This window comes from Nocardia ignorata NBRC 108230 (assembly GCF_001612905.1).
Lineage (GTDB): Bacteria > Actinomycetota > Actinomycetes > Mycobacteriales > Mycobacteriaceae > Nocardia > Nocardia ignorata.
In genome coordinates this window covers 65977-89343 of sequence record NZ_BDBI01000040.1, presented here as the reverse complement: position 1 = coordinate 89343, position 23367 = coordinate 65977, and the positions used below count along the sequence as shown (strand labels likewise).

17 protein-coding genes and 1 pseudogene are annotated in these 23367 nt (G+C 69.2%); 9 read left to right on the top strand and 9 right to left on the bottom strand.

The genetic code is table 11. The annotated features are described in order from the left end of the window. Both NI2_RS34555 and NI2_RS28805 read left to right on the top strand, forming a co-directional pair. Nucleotides 1-936: pseudogene (locus NI2_RS34555) on the top strand (hypothetical protein); the annotation flags it as partial. 239 nt (nucleotides 937-1175) lie between these two features. Further along, nucleotides 1176-3005 (top strand): phosphoenolpyruvate carboxykinase (GTP), encoded by a 1830-nt coding sequence (locus NI2_RS28805; protein WP_067497193.1) that lies wholly within the window; start codon nucleotides 1176-1178, stop codon nucleotides 3003-3005. Nucleotides 3006-3059: 54 nt separating this feature from the next. Here the strand turns inward: NI2_RS28805 and NI2_RS28800 are convergent, their stop codons facing one another. Beyond that, the gene (locus tag NI2_RS28800; protein ID WP_067497191.1) at nucleotides 3060-3806 is read right to left on the bottom strand and encodes an HD domain-containing protein; all 747 of its coding nucleotides are present in this window, start codon (nucleotides 3804-3806) and stop codon (nucleotides 3060-3062) included. Nucleotides 3807-3909: 103 nt separating this feature from the next. Between NI2_RS28800 and NI2_RS28795 the strand changes: the two genes are divergently transcribed. Next, nucleotides 3910-4860 carry a GlxA family transcriptional regulator gene (locus NI2_RS28795; protein WP_084476924.1) on the top strand — a complete coding sequence of 317 codons (951 nt, stop codon included), beginning with the start codon at nucleotides 3910-3912 and terminating at the stop codon, nucleotides 4858-4860. 201 nt (nucleotides 4861-5061) lie between these two features. Next, complete coding sequence (locus NI2_RS28790) at nucleotides 5062-5241, top strand: hypothetical protein (RefSeq protein ID WP_067497189.1); 180 nt, start codon at nucleotides 5062-5064, stop codon at nucleotides 5239-5241. Here the strand turns inward: NI2_RS28790 and NI2_RS28785 are convergent. Beyond that, complete coding sequence (locus NI2_RS28785) at nucleotides 5238-6683, bottom strand: aldehyde dehydrogenase (protein WP_067497185.1); 1446 nt, start codon at nucleotides 6681-6683, stop codon at nucleotides 5238-5240. The two genes, NI2_RS28790 and NI2_RS28785, sit on opposite strands and share 4 nt — an antisense overlap. Nucleotides 6684-6981: 298 nt before the next feature. Between NI2_RS28785 and NI2_RS28780 the strand changes: the two genes are divergently transcribed. Further along, nucleotides 6982-7191, top strand: a complete 210-nt coding sequence (locus tag NI2_RS28780; RefSeq protein WP_243749784.1) for a hypothetical protein — start codon at nucleotides 6982-6984, stop codon at nucleotides 7189-7191. 1 nt (nucleotide 7192) lies between these two features. Here NI2_RS28780 and NI2_RS28775 read toward each other — a convergent pair whose 3' ends face one another. Further along, a complete protein-coding gene (locus NI2_RS28775; RefSeq protein WP_067497180.1) occupies nucleotides 7193-7984 on the bottom strand; it encodes a class I SAM-dependent methyltransferase in 792 nt (263 codons plus the stop codon). A gap of 139 nt (nucleotides 7985-8123) precedes the next feature. Here NI2_RS28775 and NI2_RS28770 point away from each other — a divergent pair, with 139 nt between their 5' ends. Further along, nucleotides 8124-9296, top strand: a complete 1173-nt coding sequence (locus NI2_RS28770) for a glycosyltransferase family 4 protein (RefSeq protein WP_067497207.1) — start codon at nucleotides 8124-8126, stop codon at nucleotides 9294-9296. 321 nt (nucleotides 9297-9617) lie between these two features. Here NI2_RS28770 and NI2_RS28765 read toward each other — a convergent pair whose 3' ends face one another. Continuing rightward, nucleotides 9618-11528, bottom strand: a complete 1911-nt coding sequence (locus NI2_RS28765) for an MmpA family trehalose lipid delivery protein (RefSeq protein ID WP_067497178.1) — start codon at nucleotides 11526-11528, stop codon at nucleotides 9618-9620. 254 nt (nucleotides 11529-11782) lie between these two features. Between NI2_RS28765 and NI2_RS28760 the strand changes: the two genes are divergently transcribed. Continuing rightward, nucleotides 11783-12964, top strand: coding sequence for a polysaccharide biosynthesis protein (locus NI2_RS28760; RefSeq protein WP_243749783.1), 1182 nt, complete (start codon nucleotides 11783-11785; stop codon nucleotides 12962-12964). Nucleotides 12965-12989: 25 nt separating this feature from the next. Here the strand turns inward: NI2_RS28760 and pgfA are convergent, their stop codons facing one another. Next, on the bottom strand, nucleotides 12990-14180 hold the full coding sequence (pgfA, locus tag NI2_RS28755; protein WP_067497175.1) for a cell envelope lipid trafficking protein PgfA: 1191 nt from the start codon (nucleotides 14178-14180) through the stop codon (nucleotides 12990-12992). Nucleotides 14181-14289: 109 nt separating this feature from the next. Here pgfA and NI2_RS28750 point away from each other — a divergent pair, with 109 nt between their 5' ends. Further along, nucleotides 14290-15453, top strand: a complete 1164-nt coding sequence (locus tag NI2_RS28750; RefSeq protein WP_067497174.1) for an acyltransferase family protein — start codon at nucleotides 14290-14292, stop codon at nucleotides 15451-15453. A 67-nt stretch (nucleotides 15454-15520) separates the two neighbouring features. Here NI2_RS28750 and NI2_RS28745 read toward each other — a convergent pair whose 3' ends face one another. The 4 genes from NI2_RS28745 to NI2_RS28735 all read right to left on the bottom strand — a co-directional run bounded on the left by NI2_RS28745 (nucleotide 15521) and on the right by NI2_RS28735 (nucleotide 22020). Further along, nucleotides 15521-20131: an alpha-(1->3)-arabinofuranosyltransferase gene (locus NI2_RS28745; RefSeq protein WP_243749825.1), complete on the bottom strand. Its 4611-nt coding sequence runs from the start codon at nucleotides 20129-20131 to the stop codon at nucleotides 15521-15523. A gap of 34 nt (nucleotides 20132-20165) precedes the next feature. Further along, nucleotides 20166-20336 carry a DUF2613 domain-containing protein gene (locus tag NI2_RS33350; protein WP_022566695.1) on the bottom strand — a complete coding sequence of 57 codons (171 nt, stop codon included), beginning with the start codon at nucleotides 20334-20336 and terminating at the stop codon, nucleotides 20166-20168. Between the two features lie 67 nt (nucleotides 20337-20403). After that, nucleotides 20404-21495: an isochorismate synthase gene (locus NI2_RS28740; RefSeq protein WP_067497172.1), complete on the bottom strand. Its 1092-nt coding sequence runs from the start codon at nucleotides 21493-21495 to the stop codon at nucleotides 20404-20406. A gap of 57 nt (nucleotides 21496-21552) precedes the next feature. Next, nucleotides 21553-22020, bottom strand: a complete 468-nt coding sequence (locus tag NI2_RS28735; protein ID WP_067497170.1) for a universal stress protein — start codon at nucleotides 22018-22020, stop codon at nucleotides 21553-21555. A 105-nt stretch (nucleotides 22021-22125) separates the two neighbouring features. On the opposite strand from NI2_RS28735, the gene NI2_RS28730 reads away from it, so the two are divergent. Further along, nucleotides 22126-23295 (top strand): glycoside hydrolase family 3 N-terminal domain-containing protein, encoded by a 1170-nt coding sequence (locus NI2_RS28730; RefSeq protein ID WP_084457508.1) that lies wholly within the window; start codon nucleotides 22126-22128, stop codon nucleotides 23293-23295. Nucleotides 23296-23367: the final 72 nt, after the last annotated feature.

Sequence of the window (23367 nt, the reverse complement as noted above, 5' to 3'; positions counted from 1 at the left end):
GCCGCCCTCGCCGCGGCCACCGCGCAGACCCCGGTCGACGGCGCCCGACGCCGTGCGGCCGTGCTCGCCCGCGTGCTCGCCGACACCAGGGCCCGCATCGCCGAACAGATCACGGCACTGCGCGCGGGCACCGAGACCGCGCGTATCCGGGAGGAGCGGGTCGCTCTGCTCGCCGAGCGCGACGGCGGCAGGCAAACCGGTCTCGCGGCGGTGCGCAGCCAGGTGCAGCTGGCCCGCGTCGACCTGTCGACCGAGGTGGGGGCCATGGTCCGGGCCCTGCACATGCGCTCACGCGCCGAACTCGACCGCTGCGACCGCACCGAACTGCGCGCCTACCCCGAGCGCTTGCAGCAGGCCGCCGGTGAGTTGTCGGCCGCGGTCGACGCCGTCATCGACGAGCGCGTGCTCGAGACCGCGCGGCGTGTCGGCACCGCCGCACCCGCCCAGCGCCGCTACGACGCGGCGCCCCGAGTGGGTCCGGAACCCACGCCGAGGCACCGTGGTGTCGAAGATCACCTGGTGATCGCGCTCGGCGCGTCGGCCGGTGTCGGTCTAGGCCGGTTGATCGTCGCGCCGCTGTCGCTGGTGCCGACGCTCGATGTGGCGAGCGTGCCGGTGGCATTGCTGCTCGGCGCCGGTGCGGCGGCATGGGTGGTGCGTGCGCGCGGGCAACTGGCCGAACGCAGTCACATGTCACAGTGGGTGTCGGAGGCGCTGGTGAATGTGAAAGCCCAGCTCGAGCAGCGTGTCGCGGCCGTCCTGGTGGACGTGGAGGCGGAGCTCGCCGAACATGTCGTCCGTGAATCCACGGCCCGCGCGGTGGCGGTGGACCGGCGCATCGCCGAGCTCGACACGCTCGTCCGGCGCCTCGCCGCCGAGCGGCCCGCGCAACTTTCCGCCTGCGAACGCGATATCGAGACACTCGACAGGGTGTGACGAGAACGATTGGTCCACCCGCCGATGGGTACTAGGTTGGGCGAACCCGATTCCTTATCGATCGTCATATCGCGTTAACCTTTAAGCAGGAACCTGGGCGTCCTGCTCCGTGCCAGTCGATGCGCGGCTCCGTCCGTGTGCGGCCCTGTACGCCGTCCATTGGGGTTGTGCGGTGGCTGGTTCGCTGCCGGACGTCTTCCCGCCACGGTGGCGCCCCCGCCCATCTCAGGAGAGTTTTCATGACCTCAGCGACCATTCCTGGTCTTCGTGGATCCGACGGCACCGCGCCGACCGAGCACAGTGAACTGCTCGCCTGGGTACAGGAAGTCGCAGAGCTCACTCAGCCTGACCGCGTTGTCTGGGCCGACGGCTCCGACGCGGAATGGGATCGCCTGACCACGCAGCTGGTCGAAGCGGGCACCTTCAAGAAGCTCGACGAGAAGAAGAAACCGAACTCCTTCCTCGCCCTGTCCGACCCCTCCGATGTGGCCCGCGTGGAATCGCGCACCTACATCTGCTCCAAGACCGAGGCCGACGCGGGCCCGACCAACAACTGGGTCGACCCCGCCGAGATGCGCGCCACCATGACCGAGCTGTACCGCGGCTCGATGAAGGGCCGCACCATGTACGTGGTGCCGTTCTGCATGGGCCCGCTCGGCGCCGAGGACCCCAAGCTGGGCGTGGAGATCACCGACTCCGAGTACGTGGTCGTGTCGATGCGCGTGATGACCCGCATGGGCCAGGCGGCGCTGGACAAGCTCGGCACCGATCGTCCGTTCGTGAAGGCGCTGCACTCCGTCGGCGCTCCGCTGGCCGAGGGTCAGGCCGACGTGCCGTGGCCGTGCAGCGACACCAAGTACATCACCCACTTCCCCGAGGACCGCGAGATCTGGTCCTACGGCTCGGGCTACGGCGGCAACGCGCTGCTCGGCAAGAAGTGCTACTCGCTGCGCATCGCCTCGGCGATGGCCCACGACGAGGGCTGGCTGGCCGAGCACATGCTGATCCTCAAGCTGATCTCGCCCGAGAACAAGGCGTACTACATCGCCGCCGCCTTCCCCAGCGCCTGCGGTAAGACCAACCTGGCGATGATCCAGCCGACCATCCCCGGCTGGCGCGCCGAGACCCTGGGCGACGACATCGCCTGGATGCGTTTCGGCAAGGACGGCCGCCTCTACGCCGTGAACCCGGAGTTCGGTTTCTTCGGCGTCGCGCCGGGCACCAACCACAGCTCCAACCCCAACGCGATGGCCACCATCGACGCGGGCAACACCGTCTACACCAACGTCGCCCAGACCGACGACAACGATGTGTGGTGGGAGGGCCTGGAAGGCGACCCGCAGCACCTCATCGACTGGAAGGGCAACGACTGGACCCCCGAGTCCGGTACGCACGCCGCGCACCCGAACTCGCGCTACTGCACCCCGATGTCGCAGTGCCCGATCCTGGCCCCCGAGTGGGACGACCCGCAGGGCGTGCCGATCTCGGCCATCCTGTTCGGCGGTCGCCGCAAGACCACCGTCCCGCTGGTGACCGAGTCGTTCGGCTGGGAGCACGGCGTGTTCATGGGCGCGACCATGGGCTCGGAGCAGACCGCCGCCGCCGAGGGCCAGGTGGGCACCGTCCGCCGCGACCCGATGGCGATGCTGCCGTTCCTCGGCTACCACGTGGGCGACTACCTCGACCACTGGATCGAGCTGGGCAAGAACGCCGACTCGACCAAGCTGCCGAAGATCTTCTACGTCAACTGGTTCCGTCGTGGCGCCGACGGCCGCTTCCTGTGGCCCGGATTCGGTGAGAACTCCCGCGTGCTTGAGTGGATCGTCGGCCGCATCGAGGGTTCGACCGGCGCGTCGTCCACCCCGGTCGGCCACGTCCCCACGGCCGCCGACCTCGACCTGGACGGCCTCGACGTCGACCCGGCCGACGTCGACGAGGCCCTCGCGGTGAACGCCGACGAGTGGCGCCAGGAGATCCCGTCGATCGAGGAGTGGTTCGAGTTCATCGGCGACCGCCTGCCCTCGGGTGTTCGCGACGAGTTCGAGGCTCTCAAGCAGCGCCTCGGCTGATCCCCCCCGAACAACGAACCGCCCGCGCCGATTTCCGGTGCGGGCGGTTTCGTTCTATTCGGGGAAGGGTGCGAACTTGACGAGCTGGGTGAATCCGGTCGACGTCAGCCAGGCCACCCGCCCTTCGGGGACCGCGGCGGCCTCGGCGGCGAACACCGCGGCGAGGTGCTTCTTCAGCTGGTGACGAGGGTGCCGGGCGAGCAGTTCGCCGACCCATCGGGGATCGAGGTCGGCCAGCCGGTCGCCGAGCACGTCCACCGACGCGCCCGCGGATACGAAACCACCCGGGTCGCCGAGGTCCGCCGCGACGCCGGGGGTGAGATGGGCGGCGATGGCCGCACCGATGATCGCTGCCCGTTCGGCGGAGGCGCCGTGCCGCCGGGCGAGGCCGACCGCGCTCTCCCCGCCGACCACCGCGAAACACCTACCAGGCGTGGGCTTTTCTAGGGCGATGTCGTGCAACAGGCAGGAGACGTAGGCGATTTCGTCGTCGTACTCGGCACCGTCGAGGTCGGCGAGGGCGCGACCGAAGAAGTAGGTGCGGAAGGAATGCGCCAGCAGTGCGTCCGAAAGTTCCTCGCGCGCATGTAGTTCCGCCTCTCTGGCCAGCCGGGTGTCCGGGAGACGCACGTCCTCGACGCGTCCGGTGCCGCGCCGGCCGAGTGCCAAGCGCAGCCGTCCCGGCGCGAATCTCGGTACGGTGCGGCCGAGTACCGCCAACAGCCGACGGCGCTGCAACGCGGTGAGGTTCCCGCCGGTGCGCTGTGCCCAGGTCCAGTCGAGGCCTGCCGGATTCGTCATCAGATCTCCCTTGTCGTGCCTGCGTCAAGCAAAGCCGGACCGGGGCGGGGAGAACGAGTGGCAGGTATGCCAGCAGTGCCCGGATTCGTGCCAAACTCGAGGAGTGATCTCGGTGGCCGCACTCGCCCTCGACGGCGTGATGACCTACGACCTCGCGTGCGTGGTCCAGATCTTCCGCCACGGACCGGGCCGGACCGGCGAGCCCGCCGGCTTCGACATGCGAACCTGCGCTGTACGTCCCGGTCCGGTGTGGACGCCGAACGGCTTCGAGCTGCGGGTGGAGCACGGCCTCGAGCTGCTCGCCGACGCCGATCTGATCGTGGTCCCCGGCATCGGCCTCCCGACTCTGCCCACCCCGCCCCCGGCGCTCGACGCGCTGCGTGCGGCCGCCGCCCGGGGCGCAACCATCGCCAGTATCTGCATCGGCGCCTTCGTCCTCGCCGAGGCCGGGCTGCTCGACGGCCGCCCGGCCACCACCCACTGGGGTTACTGCGACGAATTCGCCCAGCTCTACCCGGCCGTGAAACTCGATCCCACCGCCCTCTACGTCGACGACGGCGACATCCTGACCTCGGCGGGCCTGTCCGCCGGACTGGACCTGTGCCTGCACATCGTCCGCCGCGAACTCGGTGCCGCCGCCGCCGCCGACCTCGCCCGCTGGAATGTGGTGCCGCCGCACCGTGAAGGTGGTCAGGCGCAGTACATTCCGCGGCCGATGACTCGCGTCGCTGCGCATGGTGGCCTGGCGGCCACGCTCGCTTGGGCAGCGGCCAATCCCGTGGCCGCCGTGGATGTCTCAGCGCTTGCCGCGCACGCGTTGATGAGCGAGCGGACTTTCATCCGCCGTTTCAAGGCCGAGGTCGGCACCACGCCGCGCGCCTGGCTCGACGCGCAACGGCTCGGACGGGCAAGGGAACTGCTCGAGCGAACGACGTTCACCGTGGAGACGGTTGCCCAGCGCTCGGGCTTCGGCAGTGTGACGGCCCTGCGCGAGCACTTACGTGCGGCGACCGGGCTTACGCCGTCCGCATATCGACGCTCATTGCGTCATTGACCCACTTTCCCGACGCGAAGTTTCCTTTCGGGCACAAAAGAAGACGATTCCCCCGTGCGAATTTCGGGTACCTATTTCGATGACAGAGAGTCGCTGGGGCAAGGGAATCGCCGTCACCTATATTCCCAGTCAGGTTTCTGTGAACGTCGCACCATCCCCGAGCAAACTCCGTTGAGATCGACGCTGAGAGGTGGTTGACGCATGACCGATCTGGTGACCCGCCCGGAGGACGACACCTGCTCGAGCACGCCACTGCACCGGGTGGCAGGCCGCCTGCAGCGAGTCCTGCCACCCGGATGGCGCGTCGACGTGGTCGACCTGCCCGCCAACGGTGAGGTAGGTGCCCAGCCGGTGCTGCGGGTAGTGATGCCGGAGGACTAGCCGGTCCAGCCCATCGGCATCAGCACCGACTTCTGCTCGCAGAAGGCGTCCAGGCCCTCGGGGCCGTTCTCGCGGCCGATGCCGGAACTCTTGTACCCACCGAACGGCGCGGTGGGGTCGAAGGCGTACCAGTTGATCGCGTAGGTGCCCGTGCGCACCCGCGCGGCGATCTTCGTGCCGCGTTCGACGTCGGTGGTCCAGACCGAGCCCGCCAGGCCGTACACGGAGTCGTTGGCGATGGCGACGGCCTCGTCCTCGGTGTCGTAGGGGATCACCGACAGCACCGGCCCGAAAATCTCCTCCTGGGCGATGGTGCTGGAGTTGTCCACGTCGGCGAAGATCGTCGGCTCGACGAACCAGCCGCGCGCCACCCCGTCGGGCCTGCCGCCGCCGAGGACCAGCCGCGCTCCCTCGGCCTTGCCCTTGGCGATATAGCCCTCCACGCGCTCGCGCTGCCGCTCGCTGATGAGCGGGCCGAACTGCACCGACGGGTCGGTAGGGTCGCCGGTCTTCAGTGTGCTCACGTGGGCGACGAGCGCGTCGAGGATCTCTTCGTAGCGGCTGCGCGGTGCGAGGATGCGGGTCTGCGCGACACAGCCCTGCCCGCTGTTCATCAGACCGGAGAACGCGAGAACGGGAATGCTCGCCGCCAGGTCGACGTCGTCGAGAATGATCGCGGCCGACTTACCGCCCAATTCGAGGGAGACGGTCTTGAGTTGTTCGCCGGCGATAGCGGCGAGTTTCCGGCCGACGGCGGTACTTCCGGTGAAGGTCACCTTGTCGACGCCGGGATGACCGGCCAGGTATTCGCTTGCCTCGGCCTCGGCGGGCAGCACGGAGATCACCCCGTCCGGCACACCTGCCTCGGTGAAGATATCGGCGAGGATATTCGCGCTGAGCGGGGTGAGTGGCGACGGTTTGAGCACGATCGTGCACCCGGCGAGCAATGCGGGCGCGAGTTTGTTCACCGCGAGGAACATCGGAACATTCCATGCGGTAATAGCGGCGACGACACCGCGCGGTTCCCGTGACACACGGGTTGTTCCGAACGGGCCGACCCGAGTCTCGTTCCAGGGGAAGGTCTCAGCGAGCGAGACTAACGCGTCGAGCGCCGCGACGGCGGGAATTTGGTTGAATGTCAAGGCGCCTACCGTTGTTGCGCCCATCTCGGCCGTGAGTGCGGCGAGCAATTCCGGGGAACGCTGCTCGATGAGGCGCGCGGCCTTGCCGAGCACCTCGGCTCGTTCCAGTGGATCCTTCTTCGGCCACGGTCCGCTGTCGAAGGCGTCGCGCGCCGCGGCGACCGCGGCGTCGACATCGTCCTTCGTTACCGCGGGCACGCTGCCCACGGTCTCCTCGGTGGCCGGTGAGGCCACGGAAATGCGGTCACTACCGGCCGGGGTGGTCCACTTGCCGCCGATGAACAGACTGTCGTAGTGCATGAGAACACGTTACAGTTTCGCGGCCGGATTGTCTGCAACACGTTCTACTTTGCCTGGTCGCAGGCACTCTGAAGTGCACGAATTCCAACCCGTCGGTTCGCTTTTCGGGAAAACGCACTATTGCGTTCTCGTGGTGAAAAGGGGATGCTTTAGCTACTGATCAGCTCGCTCGATTCATCGGACCTTTACAGCGAATTGGGGAGACCGACTCATGGCTGTGCAAGTGATCGGCCGATCGTTGATGACCAGCGACCAGACCGACCATCAAGCGAAGAGTGTGGGCAGTGGAGGATGGGTTGTGTCATTCCTTCCGGGCCGCACACTGACGATCGAGCAGGCAACTGCCGCCATTCAGGCCGCTGAGGCGGTCGCGATGGTCGGAGCGCTCGCCGATCAGGTCGGCCTGACCACGTTGGAGACTGTCGGCCTCGCGATTCAGGAATCCCCCTGGGCCAGTGCGTTACCCGAGCCGGTGCGCCGGACGCGGCGATTGAGCTGGCTGGCCTGAATCACCGTTTCGTCGCCACCACAACGAGATTGCTCACGAGTAGCTCGCGAATCACCGGAATCCGAACCAGCCACCACGCCCAGCGCGGGTGATAACGAGGAAAAACGGTTCGCACGTCCGCCGGTGTCGTTGCCGCCCAGCGCAAACCGTCGGCGGCGGTGACAGCGAACAGTGACCTGCCGAATCTGTTCTTGGGTTCACGACCGTGCTTACGGAAGTACCTTCGGGCCGCGTACTCGCCGCCGAGGTAATGCCACAGCCCGGTCTCGTGCCCGCCGAACGGCCCGTGCCACACCGTGTACGAGTAGACGATGAGCCCGCCGGGCTTGGTCACGCGGACCATCTCGTCGGCCATCGCCCACGGCTCGGGGACGTGTTCGGCGACGTTGGAGGAGAAGCACACGTCGAAGGCGTTGTCGCGGAACGGGAGCGCCATGCCCGAGCCGCGCACCGAACCGGCCACCCGTAGGCCTGCGGCGTGCATCTCCGACGGGTCGGGTTCCACCGAGATATAGCGCGCGCCGCGTGCGGTGAACTCGTCGGCGAAGTAGCCGGGCCCGCCACCCACGTCGAGCACCACGGTTCCGGCGAGATCGCGGCCGGTGATGTCGGCGTAGAAGTCGTCGATCAGCTCGGCGCTGTCGGTGGCGACGCCGCCGTAGAACCTGGCCGGGTCGGACTGCTCGAACCGGAAGCTCGTCAGCAGGCGCACGGAGCGGCGCAGCGTGGCGCGACGGGCGAAGCGGGGGGCTCGGCCCGGCTGGTCGGTTCTCGGCGGGGATGCGGTCGGCACGGCAGGAGTTTAGGGGCTCGGCGGCGGCGCATCGCGGCCGTGTGCGGGTTCGGCGGTGATATTGCCGTGTCGCGTGGGCCACACCCGCTAGGGTGGTGGCCGACGTTTGTCCGAAGCCGATCCGATTGCGAGCCCGACCGTGCGTGAAGTCCTCCTGTTGTGCTGGCGTGACACGGGGCACCCACAGGGCGGCGGCAGTGAGCGGTACCTGGAGCAGGTGGGTGCGCAGCTGGCGGCCCGAGGGGTCAAGGTCACCCTGCGTACGGCCGGGTACTCCGGTGCGCCGCGCCGCGAGCGGATCGACGGTATCGACATCAGTCGCGCCGGTGGCCGCTTCACCGTGTACCCGCGCGCGCTGGCCGCCATCCTCGCCGGTCGGCTCGGTGTCGGCCCACTGCGCGGTGTGCGGCCCGACGTGGTGATCGACACCCAGAACGGCATCCCGTTCTTCGCGGCGGTCACCGGTGTGCCGTCGGTGGTGCTCGTGCACCACGGGCATCGTGAGCAGTGGCCGGTCGCCGGGCGGCTGGTCGGGCGGATCGGCTGGTGGATCGAGTCCAAGCTGTCGCCGCGCGTGCACCGCGACAACCAGTACCTCACGGTGTCGCTGCCCTCGGCCGAGGAGCTGTCGGTGCTCGGGGTGGACCGCGAACGCATCGCCGTCGTCCGCAACGGTGCCGAGCCGGTGCCCGCCGAGGTCGTCCCCGGCGGCGCGAGCACCCGCGCCACCCACCCACGCATCGCCGTGCTGTCCCGTCTCGTCCCCCACAAGCAGATCGAAGACGCCCTCACCGCCGTCGCCACGCTGCGCGAACGCTTCCCCGACGTGCACCTGGACGTGATCGGCGACGGCTGGTGGGCGCCGAACCTGCGCGCGTGTGCCGAGGAGCTCGGCATCACCGACGCCGTCACCTTCCACGGCCACGTCGACGAACGCCGCAAGCACGAGATCCTGGCCACCGCGTGGGTGCACGTGATGCCCTCCCGCAAGGAGGGCTGGGGCCTTGCCGTCATCGAAGCCGCCCAGCACGGCGTGCCGACCATCGGCTACCGCAGCTCCCGTGGCCTCACCGACTCCATCGTCGACGGCGTCACCGGCCTGCTGGTAGACGACGCCCCCGCCCTGGCCCGAGCCGCCGCCGACCTCCTCGCCGACCCGGAAACCCGCGCGATGATGGGCGAAAAGGCCCGCGCCCGCGCCCACGAATTCTCTTGGGAACAAACAGGTTCCGGCGTCTACGAAGTCCTCGCCGCCGCAGCCCGAGGCACTTACACCACCGGCCTCGTAGCCCCGTCAGCTCTCAATCGCTGAACACATCGTCAACGCTCTGCGCCCCGATCGCCCGATCGAGCCATTCGCCGAGCTGCGCGCGGTCGTGACACGACACGATCTTGCTTTCCGCCGCAGCGGCAACAGCGATTCCACGCCGCCGCAGAATTCGAATGATGCTCTCTGAGACGGTCGAGTGCGTGGAAGGCGCGGGCGAAGGTGCGCGCGTCGTGCCGGAAGATCCGGTGCATAGCCTCGTGCTGTGAGGTGACCATAGCGAGCGAACATAGGTCGTCGATGGCTCGCGGCGGTATTGGTGCGGTGTGTTGTGCGACGCGCGAGGAATCGCCGGATGACACTCCATCAGTTGGGGTTTGGGCGGAGGGCGGCTGTGAGGAGCGCGCCCAGCAGGAGGGTGGCCCAGAGGAAGTGGGCGGTGGCGGAGATTCGGCGTTGGGTGGTGGTTGCGGTGTCGGTGGGGGTTGGGTTGGGGACTCGGTAGAGGGCTAGATCGGGGTCTTCGTAGGCGAGTTGGGTTGTGGTCAGGGTGGATTGGGAGGCGCCGAGGGGGCCGGGGGTGGTGCGTTCTATGAGTATCCAGCCGACGCCGAGGGCGGCTAGGTCGGTGGCGGGGGCGCCTTCGAGCAGGGCCGTTTCGACTGTGCGGGCGCGGTTTCCTTCGCCTGCTACGGCGTAGCCTCGGACGCGGAGTTCGCCTGTTTGGAGGACGTCGTCGGGGAGGATTCGGGGGGCGGGGTCGAGGACGGGAGCTGTTCCGCTGTAGGGGAATCGGCGGAACATGCCCGCGGGAAGGACGGCCACGTCGCCCGGTGCGTCGATGTGTTCGACGACTTTTTCCCAGCCTGCGGGGTAGTGAACGGGGCGCATCTCGCCGCCGACGCCCCAGGCCAGGTCCGGGAGAGGGAGAATCAGCAGTCCGATGAAAAGTGTTGCGACAGCGGCTGTTCCGGTTCGGACGCCGTCATGGATCGTCGGCGCGAACCTGCGGGCGAAGGTGAGCACGGTGGTGCAGGCGGCCGCCGCACACAACACATACGCCGGCATCGCGAGCGCTACGTATTTCTGGCTGTCACGCAACAACCCCGCACCGGGCACGTGCGCGACCAACCATTCGCCGACCGCGATCCCCCCGCTGGTCGCCCCGAGCGCGGGCACGACCACGGCCACCACCGCGATGACCAGCAGCGCCCGGTGCCCCCGCGCCCACACCGCCCGCACTCCGAGCGCGACAATCCCGAGCAACAACATCGTGGCGACGAACGCCACCGGCGTTGTCCGGCTGCCCGGAACCGCTTCCGCGTTCCAGATCCCCCCGAGCCCGGCCAGACTCCCCAACGTCCCCAACCACGGCTCCGCCCGCGCCGCGAAGGCCGAAACCCCCTCGGGATCCGACGGCTCGGCACCGGCCCCCAATGCGGTCGCCGTCAACCACGGCGCACACGTGAGCACCCACAGAACGGCAGCGGGCAGCATCTTCCGCCACCCGATCGTCGCCAGTCCGATGACGGCCGCCAGCAACGACCCGGTCGGCGTCAACCCGGCTGCCGCGAACGCCGCGACCAGCGCAGCCCACGCACCGACACGTGCTCCCGCCCGGGAACGGCGGGCCTGAACACCGCTCCATGCGCGTCCGACAATCGACCCGGACGCACGTGCCGAGTCGACCTCGCTGAGGCTGCCCGGTGATCCTCTGCCGGCGTCGGTCTCGGCGGTCGAGTCTGTACCCGACCCGGCTCCAGAGGCGAGGCTCGCCTCAGTGTGGCCGCGCCCCGAGCGCACGTCGACTGGCGAATCGACCGCCGGCTCGCGCAGACGCGTTGCCGCCAATGCCACCCAGGGCAAAGCCGCATACCCCGCGAGCAGACTCCAATGCCCTTGGAGAAGACGTTCGGCGACGAAGGGATTCCAGAGGGCCAGGGTCGCGGCGACGAGTTGGGGGCCGGTGCTCGCGTTGACGAAGCGGCGGGCGAGGACGGCGGCGCCGTAGCCTGCCGACCACAGGGAAACGATCAGGATGGTTTTGACCAGGATGCCGCCGTCGACGACGGGGGAGAGGACGGCGAGCAGCGCGTCCTGGGGCACCGCGCGGGGTGCGGCGGCGCCGAGACCGAGCGCGGAGTCCGTCAGGTAGGAGCGCGGGGTACTCACCGCGTCGCGCAGCAGCAGGTACCCCGAGCCTGCCAGCGGGCCGACGATCACAGCCGTGAGGAGCGCGCAGTACGCGGCAACCCAGAGCCTCGCGCTACCTGTCACATCAGAGCACCCTAGATGCTTGCGGGGAGCGCAGCGGGCCCGCCCTGATCTGGACCGACCGGAGGCTGCGACAACGCGAAGGGCCCCGCCTCGGGCGCGCCGGTGCTCCAGAAGCGAAGCACAGGGTGAGTCCGCTCGGACTCACATTTCGGGGTACCGCCCACCGCATGGGCGATGAGGTGCGACGATGGGGCGTGTCTTCGGTCCGCCGCCCCCCTGTTGTTGCCGATCTGACGTGGGTCACGGCCGGCGCGATGACCGCCAATGTCGCCGGTTATCTGCTGCAGATGTTGGCCGGTCGCTGGCTGGGCGTGGCCGGCTTCAGCGAGTTCGCGAGTCTGCTCGCGGTCCAGTTGTTGTGCGCGGTGCCCGCCTTGGCGATGCAGAACGTGGTGGCGCGCGAAGTGGTGCGCGGCGCCGGTCTGCGCGCGGTGCGGGCGATGCAGTGGCGGTGTGCGGCGCTGGTCGCGGCGGTCGCGGTGGTGCTGATCCCGGTCGTCGCTACGGTGCTGCACGTCGGTGTGCCGGCCGCGGCCGCTGCCCTCGGCGCCGCTCCCGCTCTGGTGATCCTGTCCGGTGAACAGGGAATCCTCCAGGGCGCCAACCAGTTCCGTGCCCTGGCGACGGTGCTGGCCCTGGCGGGAACCGCTCGCGTCGCACCCGCACTGATCGCGCTCGCCCTCGGCGGCGGTTCGGCTGGCGCCCTGCTCGCAGCGGCAGGCGGACTCGTCGCCGCCGCCTTCCTGGCGGGTCGCATCGTCCGATCGGCGACCGCGAGCGATTCAGCAGACCTGTTGCTCGATGGGCGTATAGCTACCGTCGAACCGCGCGAGCAGGCGATCGGCGTCCTCCCGGTCTTGCGTGCCGTCCAAGTGCAGGCCGCGCTGATGGCCCTGTCCTCGGCAGACCTGATCGTCGTGCGCGTCGTCCTCGACGATGCCGACGCCAGTCGCTACTCCCTCGGCACCATCGCCACCAAGATCGCCTTCTGGCTCCCGCAGGCGGTTGGCGTTGTGCTGTACCCACGCATGGCCCAGCCGACGCATTCGGCCCGCGCCATCCGCGACGCCCTGTCGGTGCTGTCGCTGATCGGCGTCGTCGCGGTCATCGGCGCCGCCCTGGCCGCCCCGCTCGCGCCCCTGTTCGCGGGTCAGGACTACGCGCCCATCCAGGGCATGCTGTGGATCTTCGCGCTGCACGGCGCCATGCTCGCCGTGCTGCAGGGCGCGTTGCTGTCGGCGATCGCGGTGGAACGCACCGGCCTGGCGATGGTCACCTGGGTGGGTCTGGCCGTTGAGGTTGCGTTGATGCTCGCTTTCGCCGACAGCATCGGTTCGCTCATCGGCATCGCCGTCTGCGTCGCCGCCGTCACCACGACGATCGTCGCCTTGGTCGTATTGCGCGCCGCGCGAAACGACGACGGCCCCGGTCGGTGACCGGGGCCGTCGTGAACAGCTTGCCTCAGGGGCGTTTGTTCGTGTCGATCTGTTCGGTCGGCGAATCGTAGTCACCGCGTGGGAACTGGGTGGTCGGCGCTTCGTCGCCGTCCCAGCGGGTGGCGCCGGTGTCGGCGGCGGTCGGCGCGGGCGTGGGCCGGGTGCCACGCGGTGAGGCGTGGGCCGGGGCGCTACCGCCGCGCAGACCGAGGAACAGGCCGGCCAGCAGCGCGATCACGCCGAGGATACCGAGCACGATCGGCACGATGCGGCCGAACAGCGACAGCTTGTCGGTGTTCTCCTTGGCGATGGCCAGCTGCGACTCCACGGTCGACTCGTCGAAGACGATGTGCGACTTGAGCGCGGTCACCTCGGGCTTGTCGGCCGTGCGCGCGTAGAACAGGTGGATCGATTCGCCACCCTTGACGACCGTGCCGGTCTGCGGCTCGACCCACAGGTCACGCACGTTGGTGTAGTAGCGGGTCATGGTGACCGGCGCGTCGGCGGGCACGTCGGTGACGCCCCACTTGGCGGCGGGCAGGGTGAGCCGGTTGGTCGGCGACTGCACCACGTCCCAGGTGCTGGTGACGGGCGCGATCATCTGGAACCGGTACACCTTGGTGCTGTTGATCTCGGTCTCTTCGATGAAGTTGGCGTCGAAGGACTTGCGCACGTTGATGTCGAAGTACGGGTACGTCTTCTTCTCGGTGCCGATCGGGAAGCGGTAGCCGATGCCGGTGTGCTGCACCGGTTCCATCACGCTGCCGTCCTTGTTGACGGTGACCGCGATGGAGCCGTTGGGCTCCTCGTCGACCGGCATGCCGGTGGTGCGCGAGATGGTGACGCGGTCGATGGCCGCGGTGAGCAGGCCCGTGTCACCCTGCACATCGGTGCGGCGCAGCGTCTGACCCGCCTGCAGCGTCATCTTGTCGGCGTCGGAGGGCTCCTCGACGGTGACGAAACGTTGCGAGATCAGCGGCACGTTCTTGTTGACAACGGCCGGACCGTCACCGGAGGTCAGCGACTTGGAGTCGAGGACGAGACTGTCCTCACCAGGCTGGTTCTCCGCGATGGTGGTGATCTCGAGGTCGAGCGGAGTCTTGGCCACCTTGCTCACGGTGTAGGTGGGGATCATGAGCGCGGCAACAAGCAATGCCGCGCCCAGACCCACGAGCACGCAGGCGACCGTCCTTCTGGTACCGGCACTCAGTGCCATGCAAACTCTCCTCGTCGTTCGAACACGGATTGAGCCGACACTAACAGCCCATGACGACGGAAGGCGGCGCTGTGCCCGCTAAATCGCCGACACGGCAGACTGGACCCCGATGACGAGCCAGCACACCCCCGTTCCGCCGCCGCGCACCTTCATCCCCGCCCTGGAAGGAATGCGTGGGATGGCGGCGCTCGGCGTGCTCGTCACCCACGTGGCTTTCCAGACCGCGGCATCCGGGACACCGGTGCTGGGGCCGATTCTGGAGCGCTTCGACATGGCGGTCGCGGTGTTCTTCGCGCTGTCGGGTTTCCTGCTGTGGCGGCCGCACGCGGCGGCCGCGCACGGGGTCGGTGCGGCGCCGTCGACGGGGCGGTACCTGCTGCACCGTTTCGCCAGGATCATGCCCGCCTATTGGGCCGTCGTGGTGTTCGTGCTCGTGTTGCTGCCCGGCGCCGCGCAGACGGCGAACCTGCGGGTATGGGTGTCGAATCTGTTCCTACTGCAAGTGTTCGTCCCCTTGACACTCACCGACGGCCTCACCCAGATGTGGAGCCTGTCGGTGGAGGTGGCCTTCTACCTGGTGCTTCCGGTGTTGGCGTTGGCGTTCGTCCGGCTGCGTGGTCCGTCGGCGCGGTGGCGGGTCCCCGTGCTGTGCGCGCTGGCCGCGGTGAGCCTGACGTGGAACCTGTGGCCGGTGCCGACACCCGACGCCATCCACGCCGACAACTGGCTGCCCGCCTACATCCCCTGGTTCGCGGCGGGCATGCTGCTCGCCGAACTGATCTACCGCCTGCGCACCGATGCCCGCTGGCCGAAGCTGCTGGCGAATCAGCCGCTGATGTGGGGCTTCGCGCTGGTCGCGTTCCTGATCTCGGCGACGGAGTTCGGCGGACCGGCCGGTCTGGAACGTGCCGAGCCGTGGCAGTACGCGGTGAAGATGCTGCTCGGGGCGATCATCGGCTTCGGCCTGCTGGCGCCGCTGGTGCTGCGTCCGGCCGACGCGCCACCGCATCGCTGGCTGGAATCGCGCACGGCGGCGGTGCTCGGCCGGTGGTCCTACGGGGTGTTCCTGTGGCACCTGGTCGTGCTGTCCATGGTGTTCCCGGTGTTCAGCCTGTTGCCGTTCAGCGGCAGCTTCCTGTACGTCCTCGTGCTCACCACCGCGCTGACCTTGCCGCTGGCCGCCGCGAGCTACGCGCTGATCGAGGAACCCGCGCGTCGGCTGGTCCGGCGCTGGGACAAGCGGAAAGCTGTGAAAGAAACCGCCCGCGTCTGAGCCGGTCAGGCGGCATTGACGGGCGACATCCCGTCCGTCGGGGCTGATGGAGTCGGCCGGCCACAGGTCAGCGTCGGCGTGGAAGTGCGGCGACTCCCACCGCGACAACAGCGATGACCGCGGGTGCCTGCGCCCAGATCGAGCCACCCATATAGGTGGTGCCCGACCGCCATGTGCCGGTCGACAACGCCGCCACCGAGACCAAGGTCCCGACACCGGCGACCCACGGCAGTACCCGACTCGTCACAGCGGACCGGAAGTGACTGCACGCCACCGCGACAACGGTGCACACCACACCGAACGGACCGGAGACCACCGCCACCGCACCGGTGAGCCCGAGCGCGGCGAGTGAGCGGGTACCCCATGTGGTCGGTGCGGGGCCGACGTCGGGAACCTGCCGCCGACGCGGAATGGCAAGCAACACAAGTGGAATCAGCAGCAGTAGACCACCGAAGATCGCCAGCCGGTACCACCGGTCGTCCGGGAACGACACGGTGATCTCCCCGCTCGTCCCCGCCGGAACAAGCCAAGCCTGCTGCCAACCGTCGACCACGACTGGCTTCAACAGCTGCCCGTCGGAGGTGTGAGCTTCCCAGCCGACGTTGGTGCTCAAGGGCAGTACCAGCAATCGTGCCTTCGTCGAATCGGCTGCCGGCGCAGAGGGGCCTTCGTGGGTCGCATCGCGGGCGGGGGCTGAACTCCGAGCGCCTGATTCGCTGGTTGAGCTGTCGACGTCGGTCGGGCTCGCGGGCGCGTCAGCCGCACTGTTCTCGTCGATTGGCTCGCTGGGCCCGCCGGCAGTGCTGTTCTCTTCGGCCGGGCCGGCGGGATCGCCCCCACTGCTGTTCTCGCCGCCAGGGCTCGATTCGGAAGAATCGCTTGTCCCGCCCAGGATCGGGGCGGCCGCGAGATCGGTGCGCGGCAGCCGAATCCGGTCGACCGTGAACAGTTCCGTCGGCACGACGGTGAGGTCGGGTTTGCCGGGCAGCAATTCGATATCGGCCGCGTCCAATTCGCAAGGGCGTGCGGAAACCGGTGCACCCGAACGGAGTTCGTCGGCGGTCGCGGTGACGGTCGTGTGCACTGCGCGCCCGCCGATGGCGATCACCGGCCCGGCCTCGCAGCCGATGGTGACGAGTCGGTCGCCGGGGGCGTGGGCCGGGTAGTCGGGGCCGAGTACTTCCACTTCGGCGAGACCGGCCGGCTGGGTGAGGACGAAGCCGAGTGCGGTGCGGTCGAGCACCTCGTTCCACTGCTGAATGCTCACCTCGACCCGATCGGTGACAGCGGGGTGCAGCGAGATCCGTGCGGGTTCGCCGTGTTCGCGTTCGGGCAGTTCGCGCATCTGCGGACCGTTGCCGAGGTTCACCAGCACGGAGGTGGCGGTGGCGGGCAGACCGCCGAGGGCCGTGGTGATGTCGAGCCCGGTCACCAGCGCGGGTTCCGGAAGTTCAAGCACCAGTGTGGGTTTGGCGCCCGCGAGCCCACGGACGGTGGCTTCCGGCGCGGTCCAGGTGGTTCGGGGGTCGCCGTCGGTGGCGGCGAAGGCGGCGCCGCGCAGGTCGGCCACATCGGCCTTGCCGCGCGCGATCGGTCTGGCCGGGTCGGTGAGCAGCGCTTCGAGCGCCGGTCCGGGGCGGGTGCGCACCGTCAGGTCGGTACTCACCCGCATCGGTTCGGGCACCGAAAGCGTCCGCCCGAAGGCGCCGGGTTCCTCGGCTGGCAGACCGAGTCCCTTGCTGCAGTGCACCCGCAGCGGACCGTCGAAACACGCTGTGCGACCGGGGAATTCCTGCCCCAGGTCCCAGCCGGTCGCCGTGGTGCCCGCCGGAACATCGGGGAGCACGACTCGATGCCGGATGTCGACGCGTACCGGCGCCTCGCGTACCGAATAGTCGTCGAGGGTGAGTTCGCTGATCCCGAATTGCCCACCACGGGTGCCGGTTTCGGTGCGCGCGGCGGTGATCATCACCCACTCGGTGCGGCCCGCGGGCAGGGCGACGGTGACCGGCGCACCGGGTTCGGTGATCCGGGCCGACACCGTGCCGCGCGACGTGCGCACCTCCACCCACTTCACCGGATCGCCGAGCGCGGCCGCGGTCGTGGTGAACTGCAGCGAACCGCTGGTGATCGGCTTGTCCAGATCCAGCCGCAGCCACTGCCCCAGTGCGGATTCCGCGCCGTTGCTGATCCATGCGGTGCTCGGATCGCCGTCCACGGCGGCGGCGGTGGAACTGCCGGGGGCCGCGCCGCCGATCTGGGTGGCGTCGGCCGCCGAACTGGAGGAGGTCACCTTCGCACCGGACCACTGGCCACGGACGAGTTCAATTCCGTCGACGGGATAGTCGGGGACGAGGTTGTGGGTTCGGCGGGCGTCGTCCGGAGCGCGGACGGCGGAGTTGTGGTTGTCCACCCGCCCGAAATCCGATTCCCGGTCCATCGGTGTGTCGGTCAGCAGCGCCGGTTCGGTCGGGAGTCCGGCGCGTGCGGCGTCGGCTTCGAGAAGCACTGGGCCGCTTGCCCCGTCGCGACGAATACGCTCGAGCACCTCGGGTCCGCCGCGCACGACGGGCACCGAGTCGAGCCCCACCGTGTAGGCGCCGGGGATCGAGTCGGGCGCGCCGGTGCCGCTGCGCACCTGCGTCGGCGTGCCCGGCGTCGCGTGGTCCACCCGGTAGATCTCGATGGCCGGGTACGACGGCAGCAGGTCGTTGTCGACGACCAGGCCCGCGTCGTCGGCGCGCGGCCCGATGGGCGTGCCGAATTCGGCGACCTTGGTGAGCCCCGGTGAACCCTCGATGGCCTGGTGCGCCAGCATCGGCCGGGTGGAGCGGGAGGTCTCCGGGTCGAGGTCGTTGCGCAGCACCACGATTCCGATGCCCTGGTTCGCCAGGGTGGTGGCCAGCCCGGTCGACGGTCGCCCGTCGGCGATGAGCCGCTGCACCGAGTCCATGGCGCGGATGGTGCCCGGCGGATTCAGCGGCACCGAATCGCGCACTGCCCACGGGGTACTCGCCAGCGCCTGCAGTGGTTCGTCGCGGGTGAGTCCCCAGATCTGGCTACCGAAGGGCGCGCCGGGGACGACCAACGCGCGGGTGTCGGCGGCATTGTCGGCCAGCCATCGCGCGGTGTCGGTCCAGTAGGCGGGCACCCTGTCGTAGGCGCCGCGCGGGGCGAGTCGACCGGTCCACGCCAGCGAGGTCGCGAGGGTGAGCGCGGCGAGCACCAGGGCCGCCACGGCCACGACACGATCGCGCTCCGGATGGGCGAAAGCATTGCGCCACACCGGCATCGGCACCGATGCGGGCAGTGGCACCCGGCCGAGCAGGTGCGCGAGCCCGACCACCAGCGGCAACCGGATCAGCGGCTCCAGCTTGTGCACATTGCGCAGCGGCGCACCACCGGAGTCGAGGAAGATCCGCACCGATTCCGCGAACGGCCCACCGAGCGTGCCGACATACCCGGCGCAGATCCCCGCCGATCCCACACACAGGATCAGCACGAACCGCCCGCGATACGGCATCGACGACCGCGCGAGCCCCGCCATGCCCGCCGCCGCGAGCAGCCCGGTGGCGAGCACCGCGGCGGGCTGGGTCACCAGCACGGCCCCCGCGATCCGCTCGGGCGACACGAACGGCGTCCAGCTGTCGGTACCGCGCAACACCTCGCTCAGCGCCGCCCACTGCGTGGTCACGCCCGACGACTCGATGTAGTCGAGGAACGGCGGACTCACCTTCCCGAGCAGCAGCAGCGGCACCACCCACCAGAACGTGGCGAGCACGAGCAACGGAATCCACGCCCGTGTGAACCGCCACCATCGCCGATTCGGCCGGTAGGAGGCCCACCACAGCGCGGCGGGCAGGAACGCCGCCACCGTCGCGACAGCATTCACCGACCCCATCAGCGCGAGCGCGAGGGCACTACCAGCGGGCGAGAGGATTCCGCCGCGCGTGGGTCCAGGCGCAACCGACTCGCCGGTGCGCGAGCCGCGACCGGCCCGCACCACTCGGCCACGCAGGCGACCGACTTCGCCGGACTCGGCGTTCCCGACCGCGCTCCCCGCAGCGCCGGTAGCAGGCTCGACCACGCTGTCGTCCGGCGTATTGTCGCCTGGATTGTCGGACCGCTCGCTGTCGGGCCGCGGACTTTCCGGCGCCGTGTCGACCCTCGTCGAATTGCCGCGCAGTGCGACACCGAGCGCGGCAGGTGCGAGCAGCACCCACGGGGCGAGCATCATCGGCAGCGTCTCGGAGGAGATCGACCCGAGCGTGGTGAGCACCCGTGGCGACAACGCGAACGCGACACCCGCGATCACCCGCGACCCACGTGCCCCGATACCGAGCGTTTCGCACAGCTTGACGATGCCCCAGAATCCGGCGAGCAGCAGCAGCGCCCACCAGACGCGCTGGGTCACCCAGGCGGGCACATGCAGCAGGTGACCTGCGGAAAAGAACGCGCCGTGCGGGAAGAAGTAGCCGTAGGCCTGGTTCTGCACCTGACCCATGGGCGCCTGGCTGCTCCACAGGTGCGCGGCGCGCGCGAGGAAGCCGAGGGGGTTCTGGGCGAGGTCGTATTTGGTGTCGGCGACGGTGAGGCCGGGCGCCTGCGCGAAGGTCAGGACGAAGGCGGCTACGACCGAGCCGACGAACCAGCGCCAGCCCAGTGGCGCCTTGTTCAGGTGCCCCGAGGGGCGCGACGCACGGGCCTGCGCGTCAGCGGCTGCCGTATTCAGGAGCGTTGAGCAGCGAGGAGTCCTTGTCACCGCTGCGGTCGATCGAGGGAGCCGTGTTCTGCTGCACCGCTGCCGTGATGGCGAAGACGGCGATCGCGCTCAGCAGGGCGCCGCCGACCGCGCTGGCAACAGCCGGAACAGCAAACTTCATCGCGCACTCCAATACGTCGACGTCGGGGCCTGTCTGGTGGCCAACCTAGCAGGTGTGCGCCGGTAGGTCAGCGTTCGGGCAGTTCGCAACGCAGGGCGGCGAGCAGAGTGCGGAATTTGGCGGTGGTCTCGGCCAGTTCCTCGGCCGGATCGGAGGCGGCGACGATCCCGCCGCCCGCGCTCGCCCGCAGGACACGTCGGTCCGCCGACAGTTCACCGCCCCGGATGGCGACCACCCATTCACCGTCGCCGTGGCTGTCGCACCAGCCGACCGCCCCGCCGTAGAAGCCGCGCCGTTCGTCGGCGGTGACGGCATCGAGCGCCGCGGCGAAGGGGGTGCCGTTCACGGCGGGCGTCGGATGCAGCAGCAGCGCCAGGTCGAGCGCGGTGGTCGACGGGTCGCGCAACACCCCGCTGATGGGGGTGGCGAGGTGCCAGACCTGTTCGGTGCTCAGCAGTTCGGGCCGCTCGGGGATGTGCAGTTCCACGCAGACGGGCCCGAGCTGCTGCCGGATCCACTCGATGACGAAGCCGTGCTCATCGTTGTTCTTGCTGCTGGACAACAACTTACGGGCCTGCGCCGCGTCGGCTGCGGCGTCGGGCAGGTGCGGCAACGTGCCCGCGAGCGGATGCAGGCTCACGCGATCACCGTGACGCGTGACGAGCACCTCGGGCGTCGCGCCGAGCAGTGTCTCCGACGCCCGGCCCGCCACCGACAGATCGACCGCGTACACATTGGCCGTCGGATGCCTGGTGAGCAGGTACCCCGCGAGCACTTCGGGATCCAGCGGCTCATCGGCTTCGACGACAACGCTGCGCGCGGCGACCACCTTGCGCAACTCGTCGGCCGGATCGGCCAGCTGTTCCACCAGCTTCCGAACACGCGCCACATGATCTGCCGCACCGGGCGATTCGGCCACAACGCGCATCTGCGGCAACGGCGGCAGCGCGGCCGGGCGCCACGGCCCGGCCGTGTGCAGAGCGGTCTCGGGCTGCCACAGCGCGGCGGGTTCGCGTGGATCGAACGGCAACGCGCCGACGACCAACTCGGCCGCCCCGTCGCGCAGCGCCGCGACCGCCGCCGTGGGATCGGCGAAACTCGCGCGCACCCCCTCGGCGCGCAGCACCGCGTCCGGTCGGGCCAGCAGAAATCGGTTCATAGTGGCTCGACCATAACGCCGGGAACCCACCGCCGAACCGCGAGAGCGACGCAACTCTCAGTGCTCGGGCGGCACCAGGAACACCGGCCGGTGCCCGTGCTTGAGCACCGCCTCGGCCACACTGCTGTGCAACAGCGCACGCAACCCGGTATTACCCCGTGTACCTGCGACGATGATGTCCACATCGAGCTCGTCGGCGCAGTCCACGATAGCGTTCCAGATGGTTGTCGTGCACTCGACGGTTCGGGCCTCGGCGTCGATACCCGCCTGCTTGGCCAGCTGCACGCCCTCGGCATTGATCTTGCGGGCATCGGTGTAGGCGATGTCCTCGATCTCCTCGTCGGGCACCCATTCCGGTTGCATCACCCCGGCGAGCCCGGAGATGCGGGCGGCCTGGCGGACCATCGGTTCCCAGGCGGTGAGCAGAATGGCGCGTTCGGCGGAGAGGAACCGGCCCGCGTACTGCACGGCGCGCTTGGCATGTTCGGAACCGTCGTAGGCGATGAGCATCCGATCGCACGGCATGACGACCTCCTGCGCAGGGTCTTTCCCCCAGGTTACCCGGCCTTTTGCCGCTCGAACCCAACCTGACGACGCCACCGGTTCCGGTCCGGGTCTACCGTGGAGTGCATGCGGAAATCGCCTGTGGTCGTGTTCGCAGTTGTCGCCGCCGTCGCCACCGCGTGTTCGGGAGGGTCGTCGACCGAGACGACCACCGCCGCGAGCAGCAGCGGAACGGCGCCGTCGTCGGAGAGCGGCGCGCCTGCCGCCACCACCGGAGCCCAAAAACCCTGCGGCGCTGATTATCTCGGCACCTTCTCGCAGCGCGAGAAGCTCGCCCAGCTGCTCACCGTCGGCATCACCGGCGCCGACGACGCCACGAATGTGGTGACCACCGAGCAGGTCGGCGGCATCTTCGTCGGTAGCTGGACCGATCCGGGCCTGCTCGATCGCGCCCAGCTCGACGCGGTGAAGGCTCTCGCGAAGGCGCCGTTGATGGTGACGATCGACGAGGAAGGCGGGCGTGTCTCGCGCGCGTCGGCCGTGATCGGTGAGGCGCCCTCGGCCCGGGTGGTCGCCCAGACCCAGACGCCCGAACAGCACTACCAGAACACGCTCACCCGGTCGAAGGCGTTGAAGGACCTCGGCATCACGGTCGATTTCGCGCCCGACACCGATGTGAGCGCCCAGCCCGACAACAGCGTCATCGGCGACCGCTCCTACAGCGACGACCCGCAGGTGGTCACCGAATACGCCGATGCCTACATCCGCGCCTCCAACGAGGTCGGCCTCGGTTCGGTCATCAAGCATTTCCCCGGCCACGGCTCGGGTTCCGGCGATTCGCACACGGGCGCGGTGCGCACGCCCCCGTTCGACGAGCTGAAGACCAAGGACCTGGTCCCGTTCCGCGATCTGGTGAACTCCGGCGCCGCCGTGATGGTCGGCCACCTCGACGTGCCCGGCCTCACCGAACCCGACACCCCGGCCAGCATCAGCCCGGCCGTGATGTCGCTGCTGCGCCAGGGCACCGGCTACGGCGCCGCGCCGTTCAACGGCCCGATCTTCACCGACGATCTGGGTGGCATGGCCGCCATCACCGACCGCATGACGATCGCCGAAGCCGTCGAGGCCGCGCTCGTCGCCGGGGCCGACAACGCGCTCTGGATCACCACCGATGCGGTGCCGCAGGTACTCGACCGCTTGGAGCTGTCGGTGTCGAGTGGCAAACTGCCCGCTGATCGAGTCGATGCGTCGGTGCTGCGGATGGCCCGCTACAAGGGTGTCGCACTGGGCTGCTGAGCGGCGTGGCGACTGTGCGGCAAATGGGCACGGGTGGAACTTACCTTACAGTAAGATGGAGTCTCACCCTGC